Source organism: Aeromonas sp. TS_SC_11, assembly GCF_057318915.1.
The window spans coordinates 3,749,192-3,761,752 of the sequence record NZ_CM170470.1 but is presented as its reverse complement, the minus strand read 5'-3'; the positions used below and the strand labels follow the sequence as shown (position 1 = coordinate 3,761,752).

Sequence of the window (12,561 nt, the reverse complement as noted above, 5' to 3'; positions counted from 1 at the left end):
TCCTTACATCCGGAAGATGCCGTATTGCTCGGGTCCCGGCTCAGCACCCCGGCAGGCGGCCAGCGCCAGCGCCAGCACTGTGCGGCTTTGCGCCGGGTCTATGACGCCGTCATCCCATAACCGCGCGCTGGCGTAATAGGGATGACCCTGCTGTTCATACTGGGCGATCACGGGCGCGCGGATGGCGGCGGCTTCCTGCTCGCTCAATACCTTGCCCTCAACGGCCAGCTTGTCCCGGCGCACCTGTACCAGCACACCGGCAGCCTGCTCGCCGCCCATGACAGAGATGCGACTGTTGGGCCAGCTGAACAGAAAATCGGGCTCATAGGCGCGGCCACACATGCCGTAGTTGCCCGCGCCGAAGCTGCCGCCGACGATCAGGGTTATCTTGGGTACCCGGCTGCAGGCCACGGCGGTGACCAGTTTGGCCCCATGTTTGGCGATGCCTTCCCGCTCTGCGGTACTGCCCACCATAAAGCCGGTGATATTTTGCAGGAACAGCAGGGGAATGGATCGCTTGTTGCAAAGCTGGATAAAGTGGGCGCCTTTCTGGGCACTGTCGCTGTGCAACACGCCGTTGTTGGCAAGGATCCCCACCTGCATGCCACAGATGCGGGCAAATCCCGTCACCAGGGTAGTGCCGAACAGTGCCTTGAATTCGTCAAATACGGAGCCATCCACCAGACGGGCGATGAGCTCGCGGGCATCGTAAGGGCGCTTGAGGCTGGTGCCCACCAGACCGTAGAGTTCCTCTATGGGGTACCGGGGTTCGTCATAGCCTGGGTCTCGCGAAGCGAAACCCGACGCCGGAATCGTGTTTTCCCCCAGATTGCCAACCAAGGTGCGGGCTATGGCCAGGGCATGGGCATCGTCTCGCGCCATGTGATCTGCAACGCCTGAGTGAGCGCAGTGCACCTCGGCGCCGCCCAGGGCCTCGGCGCTGATCTCCTCGCCGGTGGCCGCTTTGACCAGTGGGGGCCCCGCCAGAAAGATGGTGGCCTGTTCCTTGACCATGATGGATTCATCCGCCATGGCGGGTACATAGGCGCCCCCGGCGGTACAGAGCCCCATCACCACCGCCAGCTGGGGAATGCTCCGGGCGGACATGCGGGCCTGGTTGTAGAAGATGCGACCGAAGTGCTCCCGGTCGGGGAATACCTCATCCTGCATGGGCAGGAAGGCGCCGCCGGAATCCACCAGATAGAGGCAGGGCAGGCGCAGGCGCTCGGCGATGGCCTGGGCCCGCAGGTGTTTTTTCACCGTCAGCGGGTAGTAGGTGCCTCCCTTGACGGTGGCATCGTTCACCACCAGCAGGCAGAGCCTGCCCGCAATCTGGCCGAGTCCCGTGATGATGCCGGCGGCGGGCACAGGCTCGTCATAGACCTGCCAGGCAGCCAACGCTGAGAGTTCGAGAAAAGGCGAACCCGGGTCCAGCAGCTGGTTGATGCGCTCGCGGGGCAGCAGCTTGCCACGGGCCTGATGGCGGGCGTTGTTGGCCGCGCCCCCGCCCTGGGCTATCTCGGCGAGCCGGGCATTGAGATCCTCGACCAGCGCCTGCATTGCCGTTTTGTTGGCGGCAAATTCCGGGCTGGCCGTGTCGAGACGGGAGTGTATCTGGCTCATGCGTTCTCTCCCATCAGCTCCCGACCGATGAGCCAGCGGCGGATCTCCGAGGTGCCGGCGCCTATCTCGTAGAGCTTGGCGTCCCGCAGCAGGCGACCGGTGGGATACTCATTGATGTAGCCATTGCCCCCCAAGAGCTGAATGGCATCCAGCGCCATCTGGGTGGCATTCTCGGCGGCAAACAAAATGGCGGCGGCGCAATCCTTGCGACTGGTGCGGCCCTGATCGCAGGCGCTCGCCACCGAGTAGACCAGGGCTCGGCTGCTGGCCAGACGGGTATACATGTCCGCCAGCTTGCCCTGTACCAGCTGGAACTCACCTATGGCCTGGCCGAACTGCTTGCGCTCGCGCACATAAGGCAGCACAACGTCCATGCAGGCCTGCATGATGCCAAGGGGGCCGGCGGCCAGCACCACCCGTTCGTAATCGAGACCGCTCATCAGTACCCGGGCCCCGCCGTGCAAGGTGCCGAGCAGGTTCTCCCGGGGGACGCGGCAGTTGTCAAATACCAGCTCGCAGGTACTGGAGCCGCGCATGCCGAGCTTGTCGAGCTTCTGGGCCGTGGTGAAACCTTGTGTACCCGCCTCGACGATAAAGGCCGAAATCCCCTTGGGTCCGGCGCTGGTATCGGTTTTGGCATAGATGACAAAGGTGTCGGCATCCGGGCCATTGGTGATCCACATCTTGTTGCCGTTCAGCACGAAATGATCGCCATCGTGCTTGGCGGTAAGCCGCATGCTGACAACATCGGAGCCTGCACCCGTCTCGCTCATGGCCAGTGCGCCCACGTGCTTGCCGCTGACGAGGGAGGGCAGATAGCGTGCCTTCTGATCGGGCGTGCCGTGGCGGTGGATCTGGTTGATGCAGAGGTTGGAGTGGGCGCCGTAGGAGAGGCCGACCGAGGCGCTGGCGCGACTCACCTGCTCCATCACCAGCACGTGGGCCAGATAACCGAGGCTCACGCCGTCATACTCTTCCGCCACAGTAATGCCGTGCAGCCCGAGTTCGCCCATTTGGGGCCAGAGATCCCGCGGAAAGACGTTGCTGTGATCGATCTCGCTGGCGCGCGGCGCTATCACTTTCTGGCAGAAGGCCTCGACCTGCTCGGTCAGGGCGCTGAGGGTCTCATCCATCACTGCGTGCATCCTTGCTCTCCTTTGAATGGTTGGTTCTCACCCATCTGACTGCCCTTATGATCGTAAACGGGGTGTCAAACTGGTCAGTCCATTTGTGAGTTAAGTTTACGTTAGCGTAAACGTAAATTGATTGTTAGTCTAAGGTAAATTTGTCGGGTGGCGGCTGCAAGGTGGCTCGTCCCCCTCCATCAACCGACCTCAAGGAGTGAGCGGCATGACAAGCCAATATCCATTGCAGCCTGCCAGCAAGGAGAGCAGGGCATGAGCAACCATCAGACCCAGTACGGTGATGTGCCGCTTTATATCGGTGGCGAGGCCTGTGCTTCCACAAGCGAGGCGTGGATCGAGGTGACCAATCCGGCGGATCAGAGCCTGCTGGCACGCGTGCCCAAAGCGACCCCGGCCGAGGTGGAGCGCGCGGTGCGCAGCGCTCACGACGCCTATCTGCTGTGGCGGGATGTGCCCGCCCCCGAGCGGGCGCGGGTCATGTTCAACTACCAGCATCTGCTTAAAGCCCATCACGATGAGCTGGCCTCCCTGCTGGCCCAGGAGACCGGCAAGAATCTGGCGGATGCCAGGGGGGATGTGTGGCGCGGCATCGAGGTGGTGGAGCAGGCCTGTGGCATCGCCAGTCAGACCATGGGGGAGACAATGGGCAACGTGGCGCGCAGGGTCGATGGCCACTCCTGGGTGCAGCCGCTGGGGGTCTGTGTCGGCATCACACCGTTCAACTTCCCCGCCATGATACCCCTGTGGATGTTCCCGCTGGCGGTAGCCTGCGGCAACGGCTTCGTGCTCAAGCCTTCCGAGCAGGATCCGCTTACCCCCATGCGGCTGGCCGAGCTGTTCACCGAGGCGGGAGCCCCCAAAGGCATCCTCTCCGTTGTACACGGCGGCGCCGAGCAGGTGGATGCGCTGCTGTGTCATCCCGATGTGAAGGCGGTCAGCTTCGTCGGCTCTGCCCGGGTCGGGGCTCACGTCTATCGCACCGCCACCGAACATCTCAAACGGGCCCAGTGCTTTGTCGGTGCCAAGAACCACATGGTGATCATGCCGGATGCCAACAGGGGGCAGGTGTTGAGCAACCTGGTGGGGGCCGGCGTTGGCGCGGCCGGTCAACGCTGCATGGCCATCAGTGTGGCCGTGTTTGTCGGCAGTGCCCGCGACTGGATCCCCGAGCTTGCCGCCGAGTTTGCCAAGGTAAGGCCCGGGGTCTGGCACGATCCCGAGGCGGCCTATGGTCCCCTCATCAGCCCGGAGGCGAAAGTCAGGGTAGAGGGCCTCATCGAGGCGGGGATCAAGGAGGGGGCCGAGTGCCTGCTCGATGGCCGCTTCTGCGATGTGGCGGGCTATCCGGTGGGCAACTGGGTGGGGCCGACCCTGTTTCGCGGCGTGACGCCCGAGATGCGAATTTATAAAGAGGAGATTTTCGGCCCTGTGCTCGCCTGCCTGGAAGTAGACAATCTGGACGAAGCGCTGACCCTCATCAACACCAACCCCTACGGCAACGGTACCGCCATCTTCACTGGCTGCGGCGCTGCGGCCCGCAAGTTTCGCCACGAGGTGGCCGTGGGTCAGGTGGGGATCAACGTGCCCATTCCGGTGCCGTTGCCATTTTTCTCCTTCACCGGCTGGCGTGGCTCTTTTTACGGGGATCTGCACGCCTACGGCAAGCAGGCGGTGCGCTTCTATACCGAGACCAAGACGGTGACTGAGCGCTGGTTCGACGAGGATATCCCCACAGGCCCCAATATGACCATCAGCCTGCGTTAAGGGGGGCGAAAAGATACAGGACTTGGCAATGCCGACCGGCGCGAACCTGACATCAGCCTGAGTTGAGCGCGGGCCACAGAGACAACAGACAAAGGATACAAGGAAGCGGACAAGATGGACTTTACCCTGACCGAGGATCAACAGGCTTATGTCGAGGCGGCCACCGCCTTTGCCAATGAGGCGCTCAAACCCCATGCCGCCCGCTGGGACAGAGATCACGAGTTTCCCATCCCCACCATCAAGCAGGCGGCGGCGCTCGGCTTTTGCGGCCTCTATACCCAGGAACAGTACGGCGGGCTCGGTCTGCCTCGGCTCGATGCCAGCCTGATTTTTGAGCGCCTCGCCATGGGCTGCACCTCCACCACGGCTTATCTGACCATCCACAACATGGTTAGCTGGATGCTGGGCAGCTGGCTGGCTGCCGCAGTTGCCGAGGAGTGGGTGCCCAGGCTCGCCAGCGGCGAACTGCTGGGCTCTTATTGCCTGACCGAGCCCGGTGCTGGCTCAGATGCGGCGGCCCTCAAGACTCGTGCGGTGCGTGACGGCGAGGACTACCTCATCGACGGCAGCAAGGTGTTCATCTCGGGGGCGGGCAGCACGGATGTGCTGGTGGTGATGGCTCGCACTGGAGGTGACGGGGCCAAGGGGATCTCCGCCTTCATGGTGCCCGCCGGTAGTGAGGGGATTGTCTACGGCAAGGCGGAGGAGAAGATGGGCTGGAACAGTCAGCCGACCCGGGAGGTGGCCTTCAACGGGGTGCGCATTCCCGCCAGCTATCGACTGGGGCAGGAGGGGGAAGGCTTCAAGTTCGCCATGCAGGCGCTGGATGGCGGGCGCATCAACATCGCCACCTGCTCTGTGGGTACAGCCCAGCAGGCGCTGGACGATGCACTGCGCTATGTGCAGCAGCGCCAGCAGTTTGGCCACCCCATCAGCGAATTCCAGAGCGTGCAGTTTCGCCTCGCCGACATGGCCACCGAGCTGGCGGCAGCACGCCTGATGGTACGCCAGGCTGCCGACAAGCTGGACAGAGGCAGTCCGGACAAGAGCGCCTGGTGTGCCATGGCCAAGCGTTTTGCCACCGACGTGGGTTATCGCGTCTGTGACGAGGCTCTGCAACTCTTTGGCGGCTATGGTTATATCCGCGAGTATCCGCTTGAGCGCTACCTGCGCGATACCCGGGTACATCGCATTCTGGAAGGCACCAACGAGGTGATGCGGTTGATCATCGCCCGCCGCCTGCTGGCGGATCCCGGTCTGTCACTGGAGTAAGGGGGGCGCCGCTTTTCCTGGAGAGCGCCAAGGCAGGTGATGTGGCTGATCATCGCCCGTCGCCTGCTGGCAGACTCTGGTCTGTCGCTGGAGTAAGGGGACAGGCACCATTGCCAGGACGATGCCAGGGCAGGTGATGGGATTGTGCATCGTCTGCCGCTTGCTGGCGAAGCCCGGCCTGTCGCTGGCGTAACATATTATCTGCCTCCGAGACGTCATCAGGCTTTGTGAGCCAGCCGAAGGTTGGCTCCATTCAACCCTGTCATCATGGGGCAGTCTCATTCACAAGGACAATGCAATGACAAGGATCAGGCTCGAATATCACGGTCACGTGGCCTATATCACCCTCGACCATCCGCCCGCCAACACCTGGACCCTGGCCAGCTTGCAGGCCTTCTTGCAGATGATGGTGGAGCTCGACAGTCGCCCCGATGTGGTGGCTCTGGTGATCCGCGGGGCGGGGGACAAGTTCTTCTGCGCCGGCGCCGATCTCAAGATGTTTGCCGATGGCGATCTGGACCATGCTCGCGAGGTAGCCGAGGCCTTTGGTCATGCCTTCGAGGCGCTGGCGCGTTTTCATGGCGTCAGCATAGCCGCCATCAATGGTTACGCCATGGGCGGCGGGCTGGAAGTGGCGCTGGCCTGCGACATCCGCATCGCCGAGCTGCAAGCCAAGCTTGGGTTGCCGGAAGCGTCCGTGGGCTTGCTGCCCTGCGCCGGTGGCACCCAGCGGCTCACAGAGCTGGTGGGGCCTGGCTGGGCCAAGCGCATGATCTTGTGCGGCGAGAAGGTCAGCGCCACCCTGGCCTATGAGATGGGGCTGGTGGAGGAGGTGGTCAAAGAAGGGCACGCCTGGGACGCGGCGCACCAGATGGCCCAGTTGGTGGAGCGTCAGAGCCCGAGCGCCCTGCGCGCCTGCAAGACCCTTATCAATCAGGGGCGCAGCGGCCATCGTGATGCCGCCTTGCCGCTGGAGCGATCCCTGTTTCTCGAGCTGTTTGCAGACGCCAACCAGCGTGAAGGGGTGGCGGCCTTCCTGGAGAAGCGCCCACCCCGCTGGCAGTATGAAAAATCCAATGGAGTGACGAATGAGTGAATCGGTACGCATAGAGACCCATCCCACGGCGGACGGCCATCATATCGGCGTCTTGACCCTGGACAGCCCTGCGTCTCTCAATGCCCTGAGCCTGCCGATGATCCAGGCTCTGCAGCGCGAGCTCACGCGCTGGGAGCAGGATCCCGGCGTGGTCTGCGTGCTGTTGCAAGGGGCCGGCGAGAAGGCATTTTGCGCCGGCGGTGACATCCGCTCCTTCTATTACTGCAAACAGGAGGAGAGCGAGCAGGCGCTGTTTGGCTATGCGCGGGATTTCTTTGAGCAGGAGTATCGGCTCGACCACCATATCCACCGCTACGGCAAGCCCCTCATCTGCGTGGCGGATGGCATCTGCATGGGGGGCGGCATAGGCCTGTTCGCCGGTGCCGATTTTCGGGTGGTGACCGAGAAGAGCCTGTTCGCCATGCCGGAAGTGACGATCGGCCTCTATCCGGATGTGGGGGCCAGCTGGTTTTTGAGCCGTATGCTGGGGCGACTCGGGCTCTGGCTCGGTCTGACCGGCGCCCGTTTCAACGGCGCGGATGCCATTGGCCTGGGGCTGGCGGATCACGCCATCGCCAGCAGTGAGCGTGCAGCCTTGTTGCCTCGCCTGGCCGGGTTGGACTGGTGTGGCAGCCAGGCGCCCCGCGAGCAGATCGATCAGCTGTTGAGGGACTTGCAGGCAGAGGCAGACAAAAAGCTGCCAGCGCCTGTGCTCTTGCCCCACAGGGCCAAAATTGACGCCCTGCTGGCCGGGCGCACCCTGCAAGGGGTGTTGGACAGCGTGTTTGATGCCAGCTTTGATCCCGAGCAGGGGGAAGGGAGCCTGGCGCAGGCCCGCGAAACATGTCGCAGTGGCAGCCCTATCAGCTGTGCCATCCTGTGGCGCCAGTACTGGCAGGCGCGCCGCCAGTCGCTGGCCGAGGTGTTTGCCGATGAGCTGGCGCTGTCGGTCAATTGCGTGTTGAAAGGGGATTTTGTGGAAGGGGTGCGGGCACTGCTCATCGACAAGGACAAGTCCCCCCGGTGGCAGGCGCCGCAAGCTGGCACTGACTGGCTGGATGCTTTCTATCGCTGGCCCGAAGGGAAAAACCCTCTGGCGCCTTAAGCCTTCGACGGGAAGGCATCAGGGCGGATGAACGGACACAGGTTGCTGGAGAGCCAGCACGGCAAGGAGCAAACGAGATGACAAGGATTGGATTTATCGGGCTGGGCAACATGGGGGGGCCCATGGCCGCCAATCTGGCCAGGGCGGGGCACGGGGTCCGGGTATTTGACTTGATGCCGGAGAGTGTCGCCAAGGCGATTGCGGCTGGCTGTATCGCCGCCGGGGATGCCCGCGAGGCGGTGGCCGATTGTGAGGTGGTCATCAGCATGCTGCCCGCCGGTGAGCATGTACGCGCGCTCTGGCTCGGCGAGAGTGCAGGAGAGAGGGGCGGACAGGATATGCTGGCAGCCTTGCCAGCGGGGGCCCTGGTGATCGACTGCTCCACCATAGATGTGGCGTCGGCCCGCCAGGTGGGGGAAGTGGCGAAGGCGCGGGGCATTCGCTTTGTCGATGCCCCCGTTTCGGGTGGCGTGGCGGGGGCGAGCGCAGGGACCCTCAGCTTCATCGTCGGTGGTGAACTGGCGGATTTCGAGGCGGCCAGCCCCATTCTGGCCCACATGGGGCAGAACCTGTTCCATGCCGGGGCGCTGGGGGCTGGCCAGATCGCCAAGATGTGCAACAACATGCTGCTCGCCATCCACATGGCGGGCACCGCCGAGGCGCTGGCGCTCGGGGTGAAGGAGGGGCTGGATCCGAGTGTGCTCTCCACCATCATGGGCAAGAGCTCGGGCAACAACTGGAGCCTGGAGCGTTACAACCCCTGGCCTGGCGTGATGGAGAACGTGCCCGCCGCCCGCAACTATCAGGGGGGCTTTATGACCCGATTGATGGTCAAAGACTTGGGGTTGGCGATGGCGCTGGCCGAACATGCCCACAGCGCCGTCCCCATGGGGGCGCTTGCCCGCAACCTGTTCAACCTGCACGCAAGCCAGGGCCAGGAGAGCAAGGATTTCTCCAGCATCGTCGAGCTCTATCTGGATAAAATGCGGGATCAGTCCAAAGCCGGTTGATCTCGGGTGCTCTGCTCTCAACTCATTCACCCAATCATGTATGGCCAGACAAACTGGCAAGGAGTACCCATGGATATCAAGCAGAAGGTCATCGCCGTCACGGGCGCGGGGCGGGGGCTCGGTCGGGCCATTGCCCTCAGTCTGGCCAGTCAGGGCGCCGTACTGGCGTTGATCGATGTGAATCGTGCGGATTTGGAGGTGACCGAAGCCGAGGTGCGCAGTCACGATGGTCAATGCACCCTGTTCGTCTGCAACGTGGCGAGCGAAGCCGAGGTTGAGGCGACCTTTAGTGCCATCAAAGAGCAACTCGGTGCCTTGCATGGCCTCATCAACTGCGCCGGTATCCTGCGGGACGGCATGCTGATCAAGGTGAAAGAGGGCGTGCTGGTGGAGAAGATGAGTCTGGCCCAGTGGCAGGCCGTCATCGACGTCAACCTGACCGGCACCTTCCTCTGTGGTCGTGAAGGGGCGGCCCTGATGGCCCAGGGGGGGCAGGGGGGGGTCATCGTCAACATCTCCTCCATTGCCCGTGCCGGCAACATGGGCCAGAGCAACTATGCCGCCAGCAAGGCGGGAGTGGCCTCTCTGGTGGTGACCTGGGGGCGGGAGCTGGCTCGCCACGGCATTCGGGTGATGGGCATAGCCCCCGGCGTGTTTGCCACCGACATGACGGCGGCGATGAAACCGGAGGCAATGGCCCGCATGCAGCAGGCCATTCCGGTTGGCACCCTGGGGAAGGCGCACCAGCTGGCCGACACCGTGCTTTTTATTCTCGCCAATGACTATCTGTCGGGCCGTATGATAGAGCTCGACGGTGGCCTGAGACTCTAGTTTTGTCGCCCACCACTAGATGCCCCTGGCCGCTGGTACAGGGGCATTTTTATTGTGCGTTTGACTCGCGGGCCGGCCCGGCGGCGCTGATGGTCATCTGCATGCCCATGCAGGTCTGATCCGGAAAAACGGGGGCCAGGTCATGGAAAAATGTGAAATATCAACGGGTCTTTCTTAATTTGAACCAGCTCACAGGCACTCGGGGTCAGTACTGTAAAATTGCGCGCGGTCAAGACGGGGCATGATTGACGGTACGAGGGATTGCGGTCGGAATAGTCATGCAATATAGTTGCCGCCTTTTTCACGGGGTACGGATTTTTCGCCCCTCCCATATTGCGCGCAGTATGAATACGGACGCTCTGCCGCCGCCTAATCAAACAGGATTGAGATGGACAAGAAACTAGGGCTTGGCGCCCTCATCTCGCTGGTGATCGGCTCCATGGTCGGCGCCGGGGTCTTCAGTCTGCCACAAAATATTGCCGCTCATGCCAGTGCCGGGGCCGTTGCCCTGGGTTGGGTCATCACGGGTCTGGGCATGATCTGCCTCGCGCTGGTTTACCAGAATCTTTCCATGCGCCGCCCGGATCTCGATGGCGGTATCTTCAGTTACGCCAAGGCCGGTTTCGGCGATTTCATCGGTTTCAACGCCGCCTGGGGTTACTGGCTCTGTCAGCTGCTGGCCAACGTCTCCTATGCCATCGTCGTGTTCAGCGCCCTGAGCTACTTCTTTGACACGCCGGACAACGTTATCTTCGGTGACGGCAACACGCCGGTGGCCATCATACTGGCCTCCATCCTGATCTGGTCGGTGCATGCGCTGGTGCTGCGCGGGATCCAGGTCGCCGCTCTGGTGAACATCATCACCACCATCGCCAAGATGGTGCCGCTCATCGTGTTCTGCGTCGCCATACTGCTCGCCTTCAACATGCAGACCTTCACCCTGGATATCTGGGGCCACGACAACGTGGAGCTGGGATCCGTGATGGATCAGGTCAAGTCCACCATGAAGGTGACGCTCTGGGTCTTCATCGGCATCGAAGGGGCTGTGGTGGTCTCTGCCCGTGCCCGTCACCGCAAGGACGTGGGCCGTGCCACCGTGCTGGCGCTGCTCGGCGCCCTGACGCTCTATGTCATGGTGACCCTGTTCTCCCTGGGGGTCATGAGTCAGCCGGAACTGGCCCAGCTCAAGAATCCCTCCACCGCCATGATCCTTGAAAAAGTGCTGGGTCCCTGGGGCGCCTGGCTCATCAACATAGGTCTGGTGATCTCCGTGATGGGGGCCTTGCTTAGCTGGACAGTGCTGGCAGCGGAAGTACCTTACATAGCCGGCAAGACAGGTGTCTTCCCCAGCTGGTTTGCCAAGGAGAACAAGAACGGCTCGCCGCAGGTGTCGCTCTGGTGTTCCACCTGTCTGGTGCAGATCTTCCTGATCATCATCTACTTCCAGAGCAGCACCTATCTGGCGCTGGTCAACATCGCCACCTCGGCGGCGCTGGTGCCCTACGTCTTCTCCGGTGCCTATGGCCTCAAGCTGGCAATGAAGGGAGAGACCTACGAGGGTCAACCCCATCAGCGCAAGCGTGACCTGCTGCTGGCCCTGGTGGCCACGACTTATGGCTGCTGGCTGGTCTATGCCGCCGGTGTGGAGTACCTGCTGCTGGTGGCGCTGCTCTACAGCCCGGGCATCTTCATCTACTGGAAGGCGCGCCAACACCACGGGTTGCGCGGCCTCAATCGACTGGAGCAGGGGATGACGGCGGCCCTGCTCGGGTGCGCCGTACTGGCCTTCTACAAGGTGATGGACGGTACCATTCCCTTGAGTTAACCGGCACAATGAAGAGATGGCCCAAGGGCCATCTCTTTTTTTATGCGCGTGTTGGCCTTGGGGCCACTGCGCTGCCTCGGGAAGGAATGTTTATGCTGTTTATGGGTTATCTGTTGCTGGGCGCGTTTGCTGGCATGCTGGCGGGACTGTTCGGCATTGGCGGCGGTCTTATCATAGTGCCCGTACTGGTGGTGAGCTTCAGGGCCATGGGATTTGAGCCCGACATCATCACCCATCTGGCGCTTGGCACCTCGTTGCCCACCATGATCTTCACCGGTTTCAGCTCGCTGCGGGCTCACCAAGAGGCAGGTGCAGTCGACTGGGTGATGATACGGCGCCTCGGTGTCGGCATGTTGATTGGCGCCTGGCTCGGTGGCATGACCGCCAACCAGCTCAGTGCCGGCACCCTCAATGTCATCATCGGCTGTTTCGCCTGGGCCATGGCATTGCAGATGGGGCTCAACCTCAAGCCAAAGGCGGAGCGCCATCTGCCCGGCCCGGTGGGAACCGGCATAGCGGGCACCCTCATCGGCTGGATGTCGGCACTGTTCGGCATCGGCGGCGGCTCGCTGACAGTGCCTTATCTCTGCTGGAACAGCGTACCGATGCGCAACGCGGTTGCAGCCTCTGCGGCCTGCAGCATGCCCATAGCGCTGGCGGGCAGCCTCAGCTACCTCTACGCCGGCTGGGGCCATGCGGACTTGCCCGAGTGGAGTGTCGGTTTCATCTATCTGCCCGCCCTGCTCGGCATAGTGCTCACCAGCACCCAGTTTGCCCGGGTGGGCGCCAGGCTGGCACATCGACTTTCTCCCAAGCGGCTCAAGCAGGCTTTCGCCCTGCTGATGTTGCTGGTCGGGGCGAAATTCATGCTGTTTAGCTGACTCATTCGG

At 62.6% G+C, this 12,561-nt stretch carries 10 protein-coding genes; 8 read left to right on the top strand and 2 right to left on the bottom strand.

Annotated elements, in window-relative coordinates:
* Positions 1 to 3: 3 nt before the first annotated feature.
* Together AC1P02_RS17520 and AC1P02_RS17515 are read right to left on the bottom strand one after the other, a co-directional pair.
* A complete protein-coding gene (locus AC1P02_RS17520; RefSeq protein ID WP_485182770.1) occupies positions 4 to 1,623 on the bottom strand; it encodes a carboxyl transferase domain-containing protein in 1,620 nt (539 codons plus the stop codon).
* Positions 1,620 to 2,768, bottom strand: coding sequence for an isovaleryl-CoA dehydrogenase (locus AC1P02_RS17515; protein WP_058393997.1), 1,149 nt, complete (start codon positions 2,766 to 2,768; stop codon positions 1,620 to 1,622). Before AC1P02_RS17515 ends, AC1P02_RS17520 begins: the two co-directional genes overlap by 4 nt.
* Positions 2,769 to 3,020: 252 nt before the next feature.
* On the opposite strand from AC1P02_RS17515, the gene AC1P02_RS17510 reads away from it, so the two are divergent.
* From AC1P02_RS17510 to AC1P02_RS17475, 8 genes are all read left to right on the top strand, one after another.
* Entirely contained in the window at positions 3,021 to 4,532 is a 1,512-nt protein-coding gene (locus tag AC1P02_RS17510) for a CoA-acylating methylmalonate-semialdehyde dehydrogenase (RefSeq protein WP_413165258.1), read from the top strand.
* Positions 4,533 to 4,646: 114 nt separating this feature from the next.
* On the top strand, positions 4,647 to 5,804 hold the full coding sequence (locus AC1P02_RS17505; protein WP_485182769.1) for an acyl-CoA dehydrogenase family protein: 1,158 nt from the start codon (positions 4,647 to 4,649) through the stop codon (positions 5,802 to 5,804).
* Positions 5,805 to 6,102: 298 nt separating this feature from the next.
* Positions 6,103 to 6,900, top strand: a complete 798-nt coding sequence (locus AC1P02_RS17500; protein ID WP_096119405.1) for an enoyl-CoA hydratase — start codon at positions 6,103 to 6,105, stop codon at positions 6,898 to 6,900.
* On the top strand, positions 6,893 to 8,005 hold the full coding sequence (locus tag AC1P02_RS17495; RefSeq protein ID WP_485182768.1) for an enoyl-CoA hydratase/isomerase family protein: 1,113 nt from the start codon (positions 6,893 to 6,895) through the stop codon (positions 8,003 to 8,005). The genes AC1P02_RS17500 and AC1P02_RS17495 overlap by 8 nt, the downstream gene beginning before the upstream one ends.
* A gap of 77 nt (positions 8,006 to 8,082) precedes the next feature.
* On the top strand, positions 8,083 to 9,015 hold the full coding sequence (gene mmsB / locus AC1P02_RS17490; RefSeq protein WP_485182767.1) for a 3-hydroxyisobutyrate dehydrogenase: 933 nt from the start codon (positions 8,083 to 8,085) through the stop codon (positions 9,013 to 9,015).
* A gap of 69 nt (positions 9,016 to 9,084) precedes the next feature.
* Complete coding sequence (locus AC1P02_RS17485; protein WP_021140246.1) at positions 9,085 to 9,846, top strand: SDR family oxidoreductase; 762 nt, start codon at positions 9,085 to 9,087, stop codon at positions 9,844 to 9,846.
* A gap of 388 nt (positions 9,847 to 10,234) precedes the next feature.
* Positions 10,235 to 11,671: an arginine-ornithine antiporter gene (arcD, locus tag AC1P02_RS17480; protein WP_485182766.1), complete on the top strand. Its 1,437-nt coding sequence runs from the start codon at positions 10,235 to 10,237 to the stop codon at positions 11,669 to 11,671.
* A gap of 92 nt (positions 11,672 to 11,763) precedes the next feature.
* Positions 11,764 to 12,552: a sulfite exporter TauE/SafE family protein gene (locus AC1P02_RS17475; RefSeq protein ID WP_485182765.1), complete on the top strand. Its 789-nt coding sequence runs from the start codon at positions 11,764 to 11,766 to the stop codon at positions 12,550 to 12,552.
* Positions 12,553 to 12,561 lie beyond the last annotated feature (9 nt).